This window comes from Streptomyces sp. NPDC050528, from assembly GCF_044457795.1.
Taxonomy (GTDB): domain Bacteria; phylum Actinomycetota; class Actinomycetes; order Streptomycetales; family Streptomycetaceae; genus Streptomyces.
The window spans coordinates 16,993-34,095 of sequence record NZ_JBITHH010000024.1 but is presented as its reverse complement, the minus strand read 5'-3'; the positions used below and the strand labels follow the sequence as shown (position 1 = coordinate 34,095).

The window sequence follows — 17,103 nt, the reverse complement described above, 5'->3', positions numbered from 1 at the left end:
CAGTTGGACGCGCTGACCGAGCTGAACATCATCGGCCTGGGCGTGTCCGGCGTCCTCCTGGCCATGGCCTGTGTGAAGGCGGACCGGGTGCGCGCGTGGCGGGCCGGCATCAACCCGTCGGCCCCCGAAGTCTCCGACGCCTCCTTCACGGTGGCCCGCGTCGCCCTCGGCGCGATGGCGGGGGTCGGCATCTGGACGTGCGTCCAGGGCTTCGGCGTGGCCGACGACATGGCGTGGAGCGACGGGGAGTTGACGAGTGCGGTGCGGGGAGCCACGGATGACCTGGACGGCTACACGTACCGGACCGACCAGTCGGGCACCCCGCTCTACTTCGACGACTACGAAACCCTGATCAGGGACAAGGTCACCGAGAACGGCGGCGGCGACGCCCCGAGCACAGGCGTGACCGCGGAACCGGCCCCCGCGAACACGGACGCCGACGCGTACTTCACGGTCGCGGCCAACGGCACGGAGACGTCGTTCTGCACGCATGTCGTCCGCGCCCGCTCGAAGAAGGACGACTACACGCCACCCGGGATCACCGGCGGGGAGGGGACGGTGACGTTTCCGGGGTATCGGCTGGCGGTGGGGACGCGGGAGGGGGCGTGCTGACCGGCGCATGGAGTGAGGGAGCCGGGGCGACGACGACCCAACGCGTCCGTCCGGACGGAGTTCCGGATCGCGGTCCAGGTCCCGAACGCCCTGCCGCAACGGGAACACTTCGGTACCGCGCTGAAGTTGCCCTCGCGGGTGATCGACACCTCTGACTCCCGTTGTCGTAAGAGGAGTTCGAGCCCCGACAGCAGACCTCCTGCACCTGCGCGGCCGTTGCCCCGAGCCAGGTGGGGCGTCAGCCCTGGCAGGCGTCTGTCTTCGCCACCGCGGCCGCATATCGCTCGACCAGCCGCCGCATGTCCGACGCGGCTGAGGCCTGTGTGGCCCGAGCCGTGACCCACAGCGAACTGTCCGACGACGCGGACGCAGGGCACGCCACTTTGTTGACGGCTCCGGTTTTCGAGTAGATCAGCTGTCCGTTGTCCGCGCTCGTGTCGTTCGGATCCACTCCCACCGCGGACATGGCCACGTCCCGGGCCGAAGCAGTGTCCGCTCGTTTCTCCGTGCTGACGGAGAGCACTGTTTTCCCGTCGACCTGGATTCGGCAGCGCTGAACTCCGACCGCGGATGTCGGCTGCGCGCCGACCTTCTTTCCGGGCGGCAGTACGGGTTCCAGCACAGCGCTCGAAATCGGGGTTCCGCACAGATCCTTCGGCAGGGCGTACTCGCGTGTGGGGGACGGCGAAGAGCAAGAAGCCGTTGCCACAACGAGGAGCACCGCTCCGAAGATGACAGCGGCGTGACGTTCTCCGCTGCCCGAGAGTCCCTGCATCGCGTTGTCCAATACCGTCGGTGATTCTGCCTGTGGGGTGGGGGAGCCGTGGATCAGTCGGGGATCTCGGTGTCCATGTCTCTGGCCATCGCGTGGATGTCGGTATTCGCGTCATCGAAGCCGGTGGCGGTGCCTTCGCTCACCCATGTGTCGATCTGGTTCGAGTAGGTGGCGTGGTGGGCCTTGGCCGCTTCGTTGGCCGCCAGGTAGTTGATGCTGGTCGTCGTGTCCTTCACCGTCTCCCAACGCGTCGCGATGTCACTGCCGACCTCTGAACGGTATTGGCCGGATTCGTCTTTGTAGAAATCTTCCAGCACCACCGAGGTCACGGTTCCCGCGAGGCCGCCGACACCGGCACCGACTGCGGGGCTGGCGATGAAGCTCGTACCGATGCCGACCCCGGTGCCGACGACACCGGATATCACGTTCTTCTTCTGATTCACGGCAGTATCGAAAGCACCGTCACTTTCGCCGGCCGGGCCGAGAACGGCTTCCTGCCGTCCCTGCGCGAGGAGACCGCTGAACTCTCCGGACTTGCGCGAGATGCTCGTGATCGTGTCCTTCGCATCGTGCGGGTAACGGTTTTCATCCGGAAGATCGGGATTCAGGTGGTAGTCCATCAAGCTGGCCGTGTAAGCCTTTTCGCCCACGCTCAGAGCGCTGTAGCCCTCAGGGTTCTGGCTGACGGTGACGAGGAATCGTGTCACCCCGCTGTGATCCAGCTTCGCGTCCTCACCGGCCAGCGGGAACAGCAGGTTCCATCCGGATTTCCCGTCCCTCACTTCCGGGCCGTCGGCCATCGCCCGGTGAATGTCGGGAAGGTACTCGGATCCGATCTGGCCGATGCTGTCCGACATGTAGGAGTTGTCCTTCAAGCGGCCGGGGTCGTCGGAAATGGAGTTGACGATCTCCCTCATCAGACCGGCTTGTTCGGCGGTGTGAGCCGATGTGTTGTCCGCGTTGGGAAGCTCGCCGGCCGGATGCCCCGTGGTGGCCGCCTCCAAGGCCAGGGCGAGATTGTTCTGCCCGGTGTGGAGATCGTCCCCATGGAGGTCCACCTCCTGGGGCCAGTCCCGTTCCTCGAACAGGTACTGGAAGTTGGACAGCGTGACCTTGCCCTTGTAGTCGTTCTCGTCGTCCGAGTCCCGCTCGAAGGGGTTGTCCGGGTTGTCCTTCGAGACGTACTCCTGGTTGAAGAACGACGTAGCCGCGTCAGGGCTGTTGGACAGGCCCTTCAGGTAACCCGTGAGCGGGTCGGAGCCGCTGTCGTCCCCGATGCGGTTCAGCCAGGGATCGCCGCCCATGCGCTGCCAGAATCCGTTGCGGTGCGCGCCGTTGTCGGTGAGCTTGCGTTCGGTCTCCATGAGCTTGGTGCCGTAGTCCTTGAGGAACTGGTCGTCGTAGTCCCCGGCCCGCATCAGGTTGCTCATGACCTGGAAGCCCATGGGGCCACCGTGGTTGCCGTACAGCGGCTTGTCGCCGATGTCGATCATCGTGCGCTTCCAGTCGGCCATCGCCGTGGAGTCGCTCTGCGAGGCGTGGGCCAGCGTCATGCTCAAGTTGCGCTGCAGATCGTCGAATTGATCGAGCCGCTTCTGCCCAAGCTCGTAGTTCCCCCGATTGGGGTCGGTGATCCCGGTCCAGAATTCCAGGGTCTTCTGGGGCCCGAGCCGCGTGGCGAACTCCTCCGAGAACAGTGAGTCGCCGCTGTACTTCTTGAGACCGGCATTGATCCTGTCGAACTCCTCGACCGTCAGATCGTCGGGGTTCTTCTTCGCCAGCTCGGCCAGTGCGTCGGCTTCCTTGACGGCCGCGACGGCGTCGTCCCGGTTTGCGTAACTGGCGTCCGAGAAACCCAACTGGCTCTGATCGGCGATGGCTTGGAGTACCGTTTTTGCCGTCTCGTCACTCTCGGTCGCCTTGTTCAGAATGCCCTGGATCTGATCCCGCAGAGCGGTGATCTCGGCCGAGTTGTCCTTGTCCTCCCGGGCGCGGCCCTCCGGAGGAACATTCGTGGTGACCGTGAAACCGCCCTCGTACCCGATGACGGTGAGGTTCTTCTTCCGGCCGCCCTCGACGGCGTCGACCAACTGCCCGTGGAAGTCCTTCAGTTCATTCCGGGTGTCACTCAGGATGCCGTGAATCGTCTTCGCCTGAGTGTGGGCGTCGGTGAACTCACCGGCGGTCTTGCCGATGAACTCCTTGGTCACCGTGGCATTCATGCCGGCCCAGTCGGCCTTGTTGGCGGCCTGGTGAAGGTCGTCCTCGGCGTCCTTCTTCAGTTCCGCGAGGTGACCGACGAGCGTCGACCAGTCGGTGACGGCGTCGTCGAGCAGCTTGAAATTGGCGTCGCGGAGAGCATCGAATTGCATGGGTATGTGTCCTTGGAGAAGGTGAGAGAAGCGAAGGGGAACCCGGTGCCGCTGTCCGGTGATGCAGTCGGGCCGCGTTCGCCGGGGCGGTCACCACCGCTACTCCTTCTTGTCCTTGTCTCCGTAGTAGACGGGATTCTTCTCGCCCGGCTTGCCGACCCGTTCGTCGAAACCGGCGTCCAGGGTGTCGATGCTGCTCATCTGCCGCTGGATATAGCCCTCGTCACCGGCGTGCAGCTTCGTCGTGGTGTGCATGTGGTTGGAGATCTGCGCACATGCGTCCATCAGGGACTTGAGCTGCTCATCCCACCGGTTCGACACATGCTGGAGCCCGGCGCCGAGCGCGAACCCCTGCTTCGACAGATCGCCGGCCGCGGAGTCGCTGCTGGGAACGGCGACGCGGGCCTTGTCCCACAGCTGGTTGTAGAGGGAGTTCGCGGCACTCCCGATCTTGGCGAGGTCCTTCTGCCCGACCCGGAGGTCGCCGTACTGCTTCGGCAGCACGTAGGGCCCGTACGTCCCGCCACCACCGTCGACATGGTTCAACTGCATCGCAGGCGACTGCCGATCGGCGGCCTGAGCCTTGAGCTGCTCCCACTCGTCCCACGCCATGGGCGGACCCTTCCCCCGTGTGCTCGAAACCGATGTCCGGTCAAGCTAGCAACCCGCTCCGGGTAAAGTCCTGGTCAGGTCCGCGATGCCTGGATTGTCGGGTGTGAAGTTTCGGGGAAGGCGATGCAGCCGCCCGCGAGGAGACACGCCTTCAGCTGTCCCAACGTCTTCGGTGGACCGCTCTCCTTCAAACAGCCGATGGTGTCGGCGGCTTTGACGGCGGCCGAGTAGTCCATGCGGATGCCGGCCTCGCAGTACGACGTGGACTTCGTGGAGCGCGCGAAGGCATAGGCGGTGGCAGCCCTGGAAGATTCGGTAACGGCTCCCGCACCGTCGTCCCCGTCCGCGATGGGCACGATGGTCGACGCCAGACCGCTGTCCGGCTCTGGGATGAGCGAGAACGCACCGCCGCCGGCGATGATGCCGGCGACTTGCTTCTGACGCGCGATGCGCTCGTCCACGGGCTTGCTGTACGCCGCCCCCTGAACCCCGTGTCCGGCCGTCGCGCGACTGGTCGGTCTGTCCGGGGCATCGGCCGAGGGCGAAACGCGGGAGGGGGTTCCACGACAGCCTGCATCCGTACGGTCCCCGTGGTGAGCGGCGAGCCCCCGATCACGAACTCCGCTTGCAGGGCCCCTGTTTCTTGATCGTCGCCGTGTAGCTGGAGATCAGAGTCTTCATGGCCGATTCGTCCGGACGTGCCGGCTTCAGGACCTTGATGAGGGTACTGATGTCTTCCTCCTCCACGCCGGCTCCACGGCACTTCAACAGTGACACCGCGGCGTCGTCGGCGTACGCGATGCTGGTGCCCTCCGCGAACTTCGGCCGTGCGATGCGGAGTTGGGTGAACAGGATGTGCCGCGCCGAGTCACCGGCGTCGATACGCTCCCTGCTCAACGTCAACACCATGACGTCGTCGACGCTGACCGTGCACAGCAGTACGCCGTCGGTCGAATCATCTGTCTCTGTGGTGAGGTGTTTGCCGGAGGCGGGCAGGAGTTGAGAGAGCGCGTCGGTGGGAACGGATGTCCCGCACAGAGCTTTGGGAACCGTGAACCCCCGGCTCGGCTTGTCCGCCGAGCAGCCGGCTGCGGTGACTGCGGCGATGAGGATGGAGACACCCGGCAGGATGTAATTCTTGTGCCTCACTTCGCGTCACTCTCCGAGTTCCACTGGGCGCCGTCCGAGTGGCTGACACCTGCGGCAGTGCGAACGGCACGCCTGAGATCGTCGGCCGTGTCGGAGTTGATGTGCTGATTGTTCATCAACGCGTTGTCGAGCGCTGCTTGGGCCGAGTCGATGGCCGCGCCACGACCATTGCTGTATTGCTTCCCGGCCTCTAGTTCCGCAGCGGTCGTAGTGTCTTTCTCAATGCTCTTCATGATGGATTCCTGGATGTCCTCAGAAGCCCATTCGAGCGGAGCGCCGGCAATGGGGATGCGTTCGCCGACCTTCTCGATCCCCATGCCCAGGATGCGGTCCACCCATTTCTGCTTGTCGGCCGCCGCCTCGTTGAACTCCGTGTCCGACGCGGCGTGATACTCGTAGATCGCGTCGGCTCTGGCATCGCTCATGATGCCCGCGATCGCCGAACCCGGCGCGACGACGTCACCCACGCGTCCGTCCAGTGAGGCCGTCGACTGACTGTCACCGTTGACGACGTGGTCCACGACCTCGGCGGTATAAGCCTGTTGGGCACTCGTGATCGCCGAATAGGCATCGGGATCCTGTCCCACCGCGCCCAGGAAACGAGCGGCGTGACCGGAGTCCAGTCCAGCGGCCGTACCGAACGTCGGGAACAGATCGCTGCCCGGGTCTTCCTTGTACATGGCCCGCTGGAAGTCCCCCATGTACTCGGCGGTGATGTCGCCGAGGCTGCCCCGAAGGCCGTAGAGCGGGCCGGACTCCTCGTCGATGTCGCCGTTCTCGTTGTGCCGGATGAGTTCCGGGTGCTCGCCGAACTTGTCGACGAGGTCGCGGACCAGGTCGGCACGGGCCTGCGTGTGCTTGATGGCGTCGGAGGCGTCGTCACTGTCGTACGGCCGCCCGGTCGTCGCCGACTCCAGCGCGTGCCCGAGTGCTTCGGGGCCGAAGGTGAGCGCGTTCTTGGTCTTGTCCTCGTCGGCCAGGATGTTCGCGTCGTTGGTGTCGACCGTCCAGTCGAAGTCCTTGTCCGTGAACAGATCGAGATACGAGGTGAACCCCGGGCTGCCGCCCTTCGCCGTGCCGTCCTCGTTGTACGCGGTCGGCGGCTGCGTGAAGAACTTCTCCGAGGCCTCGGGGCTGTGACCGAGCGCCTCCAGCACGCTGTTGAGGGGGTCGTTGCCGGAGCCCAGCCGCCCCGACGGGTTGAAGCCGTAGGTGTCTTCCTGGCCCGTGGGCTTGTTGTTGAGGAAGAAGTACGGGTCCTTCTTGTGCAGTTGGGTGACGTGCTCGGCGATCGGATCGAGGAACCGGGGGTCGTAGTTGCCGTAGCGCAGCAGGCCGCCGAGGACCTGATAGCCGTACGGCTTGTTCCACTGTCCCTGTTCCCAGCCGATCTGCTGGGTGCCCAGGCGGCGGAAGTCGGATCCCCAACTCGCGGGCAGGTGCTGCCTCGTGTCCGGGTCCGTGGCGTTGGCCAGCGCGAACCCCATGTTCTGTTGCAGGTCTTTCATGGCGTTCAGCCGGACCTTGCTCGCGTCGGGGTTCGTCCCGTCGACCGACATCTCGGCATAGAACTCAAGCGTCTTCTCCGGCCCGCCGAGCCCCTGGTAGAACTCGGTCGCGAACTCCCCGTCCTTCTCACGGCCGTTGAAGCGCATCAGCCGGTTGAACTCCTGCAGTTCCGTGTCGCTCATCTTGTCGCCCTTGCGGGCGAGTTCCAGCGCGCGTTCGGCCTGGGCGTCGTTCAACGACTCGTACGTACTGTGGCCCGCGTTGTGGGCGTCGCCGCCGTGGCTCTTGCCCAGGGCCCGGGCGACCGAGGCGTCGATCTCCGCGGCATGCGAGAGGATTCCGTTGATCCGGCTCTCCAACTCCCGCTTGGCGTCGAGCTGTTCCTGCGTTCGCTCGTCCGTGTCGCCGCGGATGTGGGGGAAGATGCAGACGACCTTGCCGTCCCCGATGTCGTCGACACGCACGCCGAGAGCGCTCGCATCCTTCCCCGCGGCGTCCTTGACCTGCTTCTGCAGCGAGACGAGTTCGGGATGCCCGTCGGCGAGCACCTGGTAGATGCTGTTGGCCTCCGCGTGAAGATCCGAGACCTCTTTCGCGGTCTTCGCGATGAAGTCACGGGTCACCGTCGCGTTGACGCCGGCCCACTGCGCCGAGTCCGACTTCGCCTGCATTCCCTTACGCGCGTTCTCCGCCGACGTCTTGAGCCTGTCGACGGTCTTCTTCCAGTCCGCCACCGCGGTACCGAGCTTGTCCAGGTCGACCTCGACGAGGTCCGTGAAGGTGAGAGCCACAGCCGGTTCCCCTACTTGAAGTACTCGTTGAGTTTCGACACCGATACGGCCGAGCCGTCGCTGTTGCGAAGGACGGTCCCGATCTCCGCGTCGTCCTCGGAATGACGCTTCTTGCTGTAGTCCAGGTGGTCGGAGATGTGCGCACAGGCCTGCAGCACGGACTTGACCTGGGACGTCCACACCTCGACGGTCTTCTCCAGCGCACCGCCGGTCTCGAAACCGCGCGATTTCAGGGTGGTCGCGGCCTGCGCGGTCGAACCGGCGCCGTCCTTGCCGGCCCCCGCGCCGGCGATGTCCGCCCCGGAGCGGATGTCGTCGTACAGGATGCGGGCCTCATGCCCTACGGCACCGAGATCGTCCTGGTACACGACGAGGTCCCCGGATCCCCCACCACCGCCCCCGCCGTCCGGCGCCAGCTGATTGAGCCGCATATGCGTCGACTCCCGCTCGGCCGCCTGGGACTTGAGCTGCTCCCACTCCTCCCACGCCATGCGTGGACCCCTTCCCCGTGTGCCCTGCCGCGGCCGCTACCGCTCGGTGAACGCGGCTGCTCCTGCGCTGTCGCGCGGTCAAGTTAGCAACCCTGACCGGGCAAAGTTCGGGTCATGTCCGTCATGCCTCGATTGTTATCGCGTGAAGCTTCGAAGGAGACGGCCCGTCGGCTCCGCCGGAAACCGGCGTCAAGCCGACGACCGGCGTTGCTCCTGCCGTGCGTCGATCGCGTGTGGAAATTTGATGGAGATCACCGGGCGGTGAAGCTTGCGTACCGGTCGACACGGTCACGGTTGACCTGTCGGCGCCCCGGGTAACGGATCAGGAGCCGTGCGACCGACGGGGTGCGAACCGGCAAACCGGGCAAATGTGACGCCCGCTCCAGCGTCGTAACTGAGTTAACACACAGGCCGGTTGGCCCCGATGTGCACGTTGACTACAGTGGTAAACGTGTTGTCAGGCACGGCTCACTTTGCGATCGTGCGGTGAGCGATTGATCGTCCTCGGTCGGGCCGCGGCCGATGGACGTACGGGGAAACGGGGAGGAGCGTCGTGCTTCCGGCAGACATGGTGGGGGGCGTGTCGGTCACCAGGGCCAAGGACCTGGAGGCGAGCAGCGAAGCGCTGACCGACTTCGTGAGTCGCGTGGACAAGGTTCTGCGCGATCTTGAAGCGTCGGCCGGGAATCCGACCCGGGTGGGGGCACAGACCGTCAGCGCGGGATCGATCCACCGGGGTGGGCGAGGCGCTTTCCATGAAGCGGACGGCCTGTACGACGAGTACCACGCGGTCCACAACAAGCTCACATCCCTGTCCAAGACGCTGCATCTGCAGATCGAGGCGATCGGTATCGCCGTGCAGGGTGCCAGGGGCACCTTTGACGGGGTGGAAGAAGATCAGCGCCGGCGGTTCTGGGAGATTCAGACGGAGATCACGAGGATCAACACCGCCTCGGGTCCCGAGCGCACCAACACCGCCAACTCCGGTATGAGCGGGTGACGATGACTGACCATCAGCACAAGGCGGACCTGCGCAGGGTCGCCAGCCAGAATCAGTTCACCGACTTGGCTCGGGGTGTCGAGGAACGGCCGCGCGGAGGCGGGCTGTTGGACAACCTCGTGGTCAACCCCGTGCGCGCGGTGGTCGAACAGACCTCGCAGGGCAAGGCTGTCCATGACTCCGTGTATGGAGGGCCCAAGGACCTTCGCACGAATTTCGAGGATCGTCCCCTCAACGAGATGGTCGACCTTGTCGAGCGGACGAACCCGGAAGACCTGGAATCCTCCGGCAAGGCCCTGTGGGACGCGCGTGACGCGATCAAGGTGGCGGCCGACGAGCTCAGCGGACACATCGACAGAGTTCGTTGGGCCGGGGAGGCGGGCGAGGCGTTCCGTAAGTGGGGGAGCGAGCTCGTCACCCACACGCGCAGTCTGAGTGCTTTCGCCGGAGGCGCGGGCGACCAGATCACTGCTGCAGCCATGGGCCTGGCGTCCGTGCGCAGTGCCATGCCCGCCCGCGATACACAGGCGGCGCGGAAACACCCCGCGACGTTCACAGCGGCCGAGAAGGTCGCGGACAAGGACGAGTACACCGCAGCGGTACGTGTGGAGAAGGATCGTCAAGAGGCGATCAACCAGATGAACCGGCTGTCGTCCTACTACGTGGTGTCCAAAGACGAACTTGCGGCTTTGAACAGTAAGGCGCCTGAGTTCACGACCATGCCGGATGTCGGAGTGCCGCAACCTGACACGACGCTAAGGCGCGTCGACGGCTCCTCGAACTCAGGCCGGGACCACGTGCAGGGGACAACTACGGTCACTGCCGCAAGGCATCACACCCTGGTCGAGTCGGCCACGGGTGATTCAGGCAAGCACGTCGTGAGCGACGTCACGCCGCCTGCAAAGCACGTCGCCAGTCACGTCGCGCCTCCTGACGTGCCCACGCATACGAACATCGACAGCGTGGGCACACTGCCACCGGCCACCACTACACCTACGACGGTCCACAATCCGCCGGTTACAGGTGTCGCTGTCCCAGGGGGCGGTCAGGCCAATGCCTTCGACAGCGGCTTCGGAACTCCCGTGCCCAACGGTTCTGTGGGCAGAAGCATGGGTAGTTCCGGAGGCCTTCGGAATCCGGTCTCCGCGCAAGGGCGCAGCGGTACGTCGGACCTGAGGAACTCAAACACGGGGCGGTCGGCGAGCCGAGGGCCCACAAGCCAGATGGGCCGCGCCACCGAGACAGGCCGGTCGCTGGCCAAGGGCCCCGCCGCCGGAGCCAAACAGTCCCCGATGGGTCGTGGTGTCACCGGTGGTACGCCGAGAGCGAGCGGTACGGCGACTCCGCGCGCCAACGGCGGGTCGGTCACCGGTGCCGGTCGTTCGAACGGAGTGGTGGGCGGACGGCCCACCTCCGGCACAGGCGGTTCGGCGAAGGGCGAGTCCAGGATTCCCCGTGGCAATGTCATCGGAGCCGAGGAAGCGGCCGGCTCTCGGTCCGCGCCCGGTCGACCGGGCCAGCGTGGTGTCTTCGGAGCGCCCGATGCTGCTGCAGGGCCGGGCCCGAACGCATCGAGGGCACGCGGCGGTACGGGCGCGTCGGAGACTGTCACGGGGGTGCCCACCGAACGTAAATCCGTTGCCCGAGCTGAACGCAATGGTATGACGCGCGGTGGCTCCGGCCTCGTACGCGGACCAGGCAACCAAGGGAATCTCGGCAACAAGGGACGAGCGGACGGAGCTTCGTGCCCCGACCAAGTCGTTGAGGACGAAGAGACACACCTGCCCATCCAGCCGCGGCGTGATGTGCCGCCGGCCGCCAACTGAGCGCGAGCGAGGACAGCCAACGTCATGAAGTCAGGGAACAGCCGTCGAGCCCAGAGGGCTGCGCTGCTCAGGACATGCCGCGCCGGACGACTGCGTGCCGTGGGTGCGGTCCTCGGTGCCCTGGCTGTAGTGAGCGTGGGATTCGCGCCGAACGCCGGCGCTGACGATGTTCAGTCGAAGCAGTGGTACCTGGACCAGATGCAGGTTCACGAGATGTGGAAGGTCAGCACGGGGAAGGGCGTAAAGGTCGCTGTCATCGACAGCGGAGTAAACCCGAATACACCTTCGTTGAAGGGCCAGGTCCTGGTCGACGAGGTACCCAAGGCGGTCGCGTACCACTCGACGGTCGACTACGACGGCCATGGGACAACTATGGCCGAGCTGATCGCGGGCACCGGATCCGGCGGTAGCCTCCAGGGACTGGCGCCGGGCGCGAAGATTGTCCCCTATCGCGCCGCCTTCGAAGGGTTCAAGGCCGATACGGCGGAGAAGAAGAAGACCCCCAAGCCGTGGCAGGCGATCAGGGCCGCAGCCGACACCGATGCAAAGATCATCAGCATGTCCTTCGGAGGGTTTGTCAGCCCACAGGAGGAAGAAGCGATCAAGTATGCCGCTTCAAAAGGCAAGTTGATGGTCGCCGCAGTGGGCAATTCGGGTACGGGGAAAGGCGCTGGCAATATCGACTATCCCGCTGCTTACCCTTATGTAGTCGGCATCGCGGCGGTCAATTCTTCGTTCGCCGTCACGAAGTTCTCCTCGTACGGGAATTTCGTCGACCTCGTGGCACCCGGTGAGGGGATTCCGGGGTGGTGCGATACCGCCTTCCGTACGTACTGCGACACGGCCGGCACGAGTTCGGCGACCGCGATCGCCTCGGCCTCCGCCGCGCTCATCTGGTCCGCTCACCCCAACTGGACGGTGAACCAGGTCACTCGCGCGCTGATCGACACGGCGAGCCGGTCGTGGGCGGAGAACGACCCGAGCAAGTACGCAGGTTACGGGTTTGTCCGTCCTCGTATGGTCCTGGAGAACGTCAAGTACAACGCAGGCCCCGCGAACGTCGACCCGCTCGCGAAGGAGAACGGCGGCGACCTGCTGGCGAAGTCGGCGAGTTCGTCCTCGGCCGCATCCACCCCGTCTGCGTCAGCCACGGCGCAGGGCCAGGAAAAGAGTTCCACCGGCGGCACCTCGGCAGCAGGGTCGAGCGCGGACTCGTCCGGCGACAGCAACACGCTGTGGATCGCACTCGGCGGTGCCGCCGCAGTAATCCTCATCGCCGGCGCCGGCGTGGCCGTAACACGCGCACGACGTGCCAGGTAACCGGGATATCCAGCCAGACCACGAACCAGTCAATACAAGTCGGTCAACACAAGAAGGGTGAGCTGACCATGTCCAACAAGCAGAAGCTCGAAGATGCCGCAGTAGTCGATATTCAGAAGCAGATGCTCGACAAGTACGACGGCATTGCCAAGCGCGTGCACGGGCTTCAGGGTGTGATCGACGGGCTTGAGGGCCAGTGGCACGGTATTGGTCGTGCCGCGTTCGACAAGAAGCAGTACGAGATCAACGAGTCGCTGCAGAAGATCGGCACCATCCTCGGTGACGTCATCGAGGCGATGACCGCGACGCGCAACATCAAGGACAGCAAGGAAGACGAGGTCCGCGCGGCGGTCAACAAGATCGACCTCCAGGACGGCGCGCCGACGGTGACCCCGTCCTCGTTCAACTCCTACTGAGTCACGCGCCACCACACAACGCCACCACGTACGACGACACTGAGCGGCCCACCGGCCCCACCCGAACGAGACGAGGTACACACGCATGAGCCGTAACTCCGACGGCCTTTCCGTCACTTATGACGGGCTGGACTTCGCGGCCACCAAGATCGGCAACGAGGCGAAGCAGCTGGAGCAGGACCTCCAGGAGCTTCGCGCGCTGGTCGTGAAAAGCCAGCAGTACTGGGAGGGTGACGCGCAGGGCACCTTCAACGAGAAGCTGCACAGGTGGGACAAGGAAGCCAACGACATCCACACGGCGCTGACCGGCATCGGCCACGTCGTGCACACGTCGGGCGGTACCTACATGGAAGGCGACAAGAAGGCCGCCAGCTACTTCCACTAGGTCCCAGTAGGGCCAGTAGGACGCAGTCGGGTCAGTTGGGCCCAGTAGCACCGAGGTTCGTCGCAAAAACCGGGGTGGGCGCGCGCGGGAGGCGCCCACCCCGGTGTTGCTCAACAAGGGGCCGTAATAAGAGTCGAGGATTCCATTGCAGGGGGACAGGAATCGCCGACGAAGCAGCGTGGGATGGCGCCACGGCCCCCTGCATCCGATCGGGCCATATGCATCGATCATCGCGCTGGATGATCTCCGCATTGGTATTTCAGTTGGCCCCGTAGCGCGGAAGCTCCTCGGCGAACGTCCGAGTCGGCTGACACTCGCCCAGTTCGTAGGCCCGCTGGGTGATCTGATAGGCGAAGTCGGTCAGGGCCTGACGTAGTGCCAACCCGTTGGTCCGACTCTTCCCGATCACGCGCACTTCGGTGACGAGTGCATAGGACTGTGAAGCTTCGGCCGCCTTGACGCCTCGTGGGACGCAAGGGATGTATACGCTGGACATATGCGTTTTGGACAGTGCTTGGACGTCTTTGAGGGAAACACGCTCCACCTCCCCCTCGCCTGCTCCGCCGTATCCCCGGTAATAATCAGCCCACGCTTTTGCCGAGGAATCCTGAACCTGTACTTCGCCGGACAGGATTGAATCGCTGCTGGTATAGATATGGCAGTAGAAAGAAAAATTCCTGCCAGGATTCTCCTGCTTCGCCCCCTCCTTTGCTGACCGGGTGTCAGGGAGTACGCGAATCACCGTCTCCCGCTTTGCTGCGTTATCGCATACTTTACTCGGCAGACGGTCGAGACCTTTCGTGAAGACTTGCTGGTATCCGAACCAGCCTCCGCCCACTAGGCCGAGGATCGCGATGCCGAGGATGGTTCCTCTTGCTCTCTTCTTCATGGGGGGCAATATCCTCTTCCTCAACCGGTAGGGCGTTGCTTGAAATCATGCAGGATGGAATCGCTCGATTCCCAGCCCTCATTGACGGAATTCCGGATAAGATCGTCGGTCCCCTGTTTGGGTAGATCGACATGGCGGCGTTTCAGGGCATCATCGACCGACCACTGCGTCTGCTGGCTGACGGAGTCTTGCGTCTGGCTGAGATCCCGGCCCGTTCGGTACAAGGCCTCGTCCATCGCCTGGCCTACGTCAAGTTCCTTGCCGCTGACCATTCGATCAACGGCCATACTGGCGACACCGCCGAAGAAGCCTCCACCGGCGGCACCGGTCAGCGCACCGGCACCGGTCGCGGGTACGAGCGCGACAGATCCAATTCCGACGCCGGCGGACAGCGCTGATTTGAAGAACTCGCCCTGCTGTGCAATAGCGTCGTTTTCATCCTTCGTGGACCCGATATCGCTGCTGATATCTGCGTCTGCGACAGAACGTCCGACGATTCCTTCAATAATCCCGGCATTCCGGCCGATGTCATGAAGGGCTTGTTCGCGGCTTCCGTCGAACAGAGAAGGGTCGGAGAGGTGTGCGTCCAGGAGACTACCGGTGTAGATGCTCTCGCCGTAGCGAATTGATGCCCTTCCTGCGGCATCTTGGGAAACAGCGGACAGAAACCGCGTTGTGTCCCAGCGATTGAGGCCCGAGGGTGCGTCGCTGTTCGTGACGAACACTGCTCCCGAGTTCGGGCCTCCAAATGCTTGGCTGATTTCCGGCATGTAGGCTGCGGCCATATGTCCGAAGCTGGCGCCCATCTGCTTGGTCACGAGGTCTGCACCGCCGTCCGGGTCAGCCACTGCTTGCATGATGTTCGCCATGATCTTGACCTGTGCGGTGCTGTGCGGCGCGGCCTGCTGCGTCGGGTCCCCAGCCGGTACTCCGGTCACCGCAGCCTCCAGAGCGTGCCCCAGTGAAGTTCCTCGATCCGTGTACTTCGTGGTGCCGAACATGTGGTCCAGATCCGACTTGGAGTCGAAGGCGTGGGTTGCTGCCTCCGGATTGTGCGATAGGGCATCGAAAAGCCCTTCCAAGGGATCGCGACCGTTGCCCTTCCCGAATTCCAGGTCGATCTGGTCGTAACCCTTGGTCCATAGGTTGTTGGTGCCGGATTCCCCTGCGCCCTTGTCGGCCTTGAAAAGTTCGCTACGGTAGTCGTCAAGGAATTTGGTGTCGAAATGTCCTTGTCGCATCAGGCTGCTCAGCACCTGGGAGCCGAGAGCTCCGACCGGACTCTTCATCGGGTTTGAAGGGTCGGTTACGAAGTTGGTGTTCCTCTCTTTGAGGACGTCCTTCTTCCAATTTTGCATGTCGTCGGAGTCCGAGAACGATGCCGTGGCCAAGGTGAGGCCCAAGTTCTTTTGAAGGGTCTCCATGCGTGCGAGTTCTGTACCCCTGGCGCCGGCATGAAGTTCTGCCATGTCCGCCCAGAACTGAAGAGTTCCCTTCGCGCCCAGCCGCTTCGCGAACTGCTCTGAGAACAGAGCGTCATTGTGGTAGTTCTCCAGGTACAGATTGAACTCGGTGATGTCGTCCAGCGACATCTTCTTCGGGTCCTTGGCCATTTTGGCCAGTTTGTCGGCGGCTTCTACGGCCTTGGTGGCGGAGTCGCGGTCGGCGTATGCGGCGTCGGAGAAGCCGTACTCGGCTTGGTCGACGAGGAGTTGGAGGACTTTGGCGGCGCTGTTGTCGCTCTCGGTGGCTTTGCCGAGGATGTGTGCGATCTCGGTGCGGAGTGTGTCGATGTCCTGCTGGCTGGTGGTGTCGGTCTTGCCGCTGGGGTCGGATGCCCAGTCGGGGCGGGTGTTCTGGGTGACGACGAAGGTGCCGTCGCCGGTGTCCACCACGGTCAGGTGTTTCTTGGCGCAGCGGTCGATGGCGTTGTTCAACTGGGTGCGGTAGCCGACGAGTTCACCGTGTGTGTCACTGAGGATCTTGGAGATCGAGTCGGCCTGGGTGTGCGCGTCGCCGAACTCGGTGGCGGTCTTGTCCACGAACTCGCGCGTGACGGTGGCGTTGAGGCCGGCCCAGTCGGCCTTGTCCGCCTTGGCCTTGAGGTTGTTCTCGGCGTCCTTCTTGAGGTCGGCGAGTTTCTTCGTCATCTGCTGCCAGTCGGTGATGGCCTCACCGAGTTGGCTGAAGTTTCCGTACCGGAGTGTGTCGAGGTCCATCAGTTCTGCCCGCTCCGGTGGTCGAAGCCGTCGTCGAGGGTGGAGATGCTGCTGATGGAGTCGGCGATGTAGACCTCGTCCCCGGCGTGTGCGCCCTTGGTGTAGTCGAGGTGGTTGGAGATGTGGGCGGTCGCGTCGAGCAGGGACCGGGTCTGGTCCGCCCAGCGTTCGGCGACGTGGTCGAGTGCGGCGCCGAGCGCGAACCCCTGCTTCTTGAGACCGCCGGCCGCGGTGAGGGAGGCGGTGCGGGCGTAGGTGCTGAACTGGGCGAAGTCCTGGTGCAGTTGGTAGGCGGCGTCGCCGACAGCGGCCAAGTCCTTCTGACTGACCCGCAGATCACCCTGCGGACTGTCCCCGCCGCCGCTCCCACCCTGGTCCGCCGGAAGCTGGTTCAACTCCATCTTCGTCGAGTGCCGCTCCGCCGCCTGGGCCTTGAGCTGCTCCCACTCGTCCCACGCCATGCGTGAATATCTCCCCGTTTGTCTGCGCGAATCTCGCCGGCAAGGGGAGACGCGCCGTGAACCTACCAACCCACTGAACACAGATCTCAAAGAGAGCCAAAGATCTAGCCACGGTTCTCACGCCTGTCTATTGGCTGCCGTGAGCCGTGAGCCGTGAGCCGTGAGCCGTGAGCCGTGAGCCGTGAGCCGTGACCGGCCTGGCCGGCTCACGACCGCCTGCGGCCGGCCGGTGCCCTGACGCGCGGCACCCGACATGAGCCTGATCCAGTGACCCGA

At 64.3% G+C, this 17,103-nt stretch carries 16 protein-coding genes; 6 read left to right on the top strand and 10 right to left on the bottom strand.

All coding sequences use genetic code 11. The features are described 5' to 3' along the window. Nucleotides 1-3: 3 nt before the first annotated feature. Nucleotides 4-612 carry a hypothetical protein gene (locus ACIBK4_RS49220; RefSeq protein ID WP_399006495.1) on the top strand — a complete coding sequence of 203 codons (609 nt, stop codon included), beginning with the start codon at nt 4-6 and terminating at the stop codon, nt 610-612. Between the two features lie 238 nt (nt 613-850). On the opposite strand, the gene ACIBK4_RS49215 is transcribed toward ACIBK4_RS49220, so the two are convergent. The 7 genes from ACIBK4_RS49215 to ACIBK4_RS49185 all read right to left on the bottom strand — a co-directional run bounded on the left by ACIBK4_RS49215 (nt 851) and on the right by ACIBK4_RS49185 (nt 8,311). Continuing rightward, nucleotides 851-1,399 (bottom strand): hypothetical protein, encoded by a 549-nt coding sequence (locus tag ACIBK4_RS49215; protein ID WP_399006493.1) that lies wholly within the window; start codon nt 1,397-1,399, stop codon nt 851-853. A gap of 41 nt (nt 1,400-1,440) precedes the next feature. Further along, a complete protein-coding gene (locus ACIBK4_RS49210; RefSeq protein ID WP_399006491.1) occupies nt 1,441-3,759 on the bottom strand; it encodes a hypothetical protein in 2,319 nt (772 codons plus the stop codon). Between the two features lie 99 nt (nt 3,760-3,858). Beyond that, nucleotides 3,859-4,371: a hypothetical protein gene (locus tag ACIBK4_RS49205; protein ID WP_399006489.1), complete on the bottom strand. Its 513-nt coding sequence runs from the start codon at nt 4,369-4,371 to the stop codon at nt 3,859-3,861. 74 nt (nt 4,372-4,445) lie between these two features. Continuing rightward, nucleotides 4,446-4,832, bottom strand: a complete 387-nt coding sequence (locus ACIBK4_RS49200) for a hypothetical protein (protein WP_399006487.1) — start codon at nt 4,830-4,832, stop codon at nt 4,446-4,448. Between the two features lie 151 nt (nt 4,833-4,983). Then, a complete protein-coding gene (locus tag ACIBK4_RS49195) occupies nt 4,984-5,520 on the bottom strand; it encodes a hypothetical protein (RefSeq protein WP_399006485.1) in 537 nt (178 codons plus the stop codon). Next, nucleotides 5,517-7,820, bottom strand: a complete 2,304-nt coding sequence (locus ACIBK4_RS49190) for a hypothetical protein (RefSeq protein ID WP_399006483.1) — start codon at nt 7,818-7,820, stop codon at nt 5,517-5,519. The genes ACIBK4_RS49195 and ACIBK4_RS49190 overlap by 4 nt, the downstream gene beginning before the upstream one ends. An 11-nt stretch (nt 7,821-7,831) precedes the next feature. Continuing rightward, entirely contained in the window at nt 7,832-8,311 is a 480-nt protein-coding gene (locus tag ACIBK4_RS49185) for a hypothetical protein (RefSeq protein WP_399006481.1), read from the bottom strand. 553 nt (nt 8,312-8,864) lie between these two features. On the opposite strand from ACIBK4_RS49185, the gene ACIBK4_RS49180 reads away from it, so the two are divergent. The 5 genes from ACIBK4_RS49180 (at nt 8,865) to ACIBK4_RS49160 (ending at nt 13,258) form a co-directional block, all read left to right on the top strand. Next, on the top strand, nt 8,865-9,311 hold the full coding sequence (locus tag ACIBK4_RS49180) for a hypothetical protein (protein ID WP_399006479.1): 447 nt from the start codon (nt 8,865-8,867) through the stop codon (nt 9,309-9,311). A gap of 2 nt (nt 9,312-9,313) precedes the next feature. After that, on the top strand, nt 9,314-11,137 hold the full coding sequence (locus tag ACIBK4_RS49175; RefSeq protein ID WP_399006477.1) for a hypothetical protein: 1,824 nt from the start codon (nt 9,314-9,316) through the stop codon (nt 11,135-11,137). Nucleotides 11,138-11,227: 90 nt separating this feature from the next. Further along, nucleotides 11,228-12,457, top strand: coding sequence for a S8 family serine peptidase (locus ACIBK4_RS49170; protein ID WP_399006604.1), 1,230 nt, complete (start codon nt 11,228-11,230; stop codon nt 12,455-12,457). 68 nt (nt 12,458-12,525) lie between these two features. After that, nucleotides 12,526-12,873 carry a WXG100 family type VII secretion target gene (locus ACIBK4_RS49165; RefSeq protein ID WP_366436972.1) on the top strand — a complete coding sequence of 116 codons (348 nt, stop codon included), beginning with the start codon at nt 12,526-12,528 and terminating at the stop codon, nt 12,871-12,873. An 85-nt stretch (nt 12,874-12,958) separates the two neighbouring features. Continuing rightward, a complete protein-coding gene (locus ACIBK4_RS49160) occupies nt 12,959-13,258 on the top strand; it encodes a WXG100 family type VII secretion target (RefSeq protein WP_366436973.1) in 300 nt (99 codons plus the stop codon). 259 nt (nt 13,259-13,517) lie between these two features. On the opposite strand, the gene ACIBK4_RS49155 is transcribed toward ACIBK4_RS49160, so the two are convergent. From ACIBK4_RS49155 to ACIBK4_RS49145, 3 genes are read right to left on the bottom strand one after another with little or no spacing between them, the layout of a single operon-like run. After that, on the bottom strand, nt 13,518-14,147 hold the full coding sequence (locus tag ACIBK4_RS49155) for a hypothetical protein (RefSeq protein ID WP_399006474.1): 630 nt from the start codon (nt 14,145-14,147) through the stop codon (nt 13,518-13,520). 20 nt (nt 14,148-14,167) lie between these two features. Beyond that, complete coding sequence (locus ACIBK4_RS49150) at nt 14,168-16,366, bottom strand: hypothetical protein (RefSeq protein ID WP_399006472.1); 2,199 nt, start codon at nt 16,364-16,366, stop codon at nt 14,168-14,170. Then, nucleotides 16,366-16,827, bottom strand: coding sequence for a hypothetical protein (locus ACIBK4_RS49145; RefSeq protein WP_399006470.1), 462 nt, complete (start codon nt 16,825-16,827; stop codon nt 16,366-16,368). Before ACIBK4_RS49145 ends, ACIBK4_RS49150 begins: the two co-directional genes overlap by 1 nt. Nucleotides 16,828-17,103: the final 276 nt, after the last annotated feature.

Bases quoted from the DNA above. Each gene is read 5' to 3' on its own strand.
- ACIBK4_RS49150 (WP_399006472.1), bottom strand. From the start codon at position 16,366: ATGGACCTCGACACACTCCGGTACGGAAACTTCAGCCAACTCGGTGAG.
- ACIBK4_RS49185 (WP_399006481.1), bottom strand. From the start codon at position 8,311: ATGGCGTGGGAGGAGTGGGAGCAGCTCAAGTCCCAGGCGGCCGAGCGG.
- ACIBK4_RS49165 (WP_366436972.1), top strand. From the start codon at position 12,526: ATGTCCAACAAGCAGAAGCTCGAAGATGCCGCAGTAGTCGATATTCAG.
- ACIBK4_RS49175 (WP_399006477.1), top strand. From the start codon at position 9,314: ATGACTGACCATCAGCACAAGGCGGACCTGCGCAGGGTCGCCAGCCAG.
- ACIBK4_RS49145 (WP_399006470.1), bottom strand. From the start codon at position 16,827: ATGGCGTGGGACGAGTGGGAGCAGCTCAAGGCCCAGGCGGCGGAGCGG.
- ACIBK4_RS49205 (WP_399006489.1), bottom strand. From the start codon at position 4,371: ATGGCGTGGGACGAGTGGGAGCAGCTCAAGGCTCAGGCCGCCGATCGG.
- ACIBK4_RS49160 (WP_366436973.1), top strand. From the start codon at position 12,959: ATGAGCCGTAACTCCGACGGCCTTTCCGTCACTTATGACGGGCTGGAC.
- ACIBK4_RS49155 (WP_399006474.1), bottom strand. From the start codon at position 14,147: ATGAAGAAGAGAGCAAGAGGAACCATCCTCGGCATCGCGATCCTCGGC.
- ACIBK4_RS49210 (WP_399006491.1), bottom strand. From the start codon at position 3,759: ATGCAATTCGATGCTCTCCGCGACGCCAATTTCAAGCTGCTCGACGAC.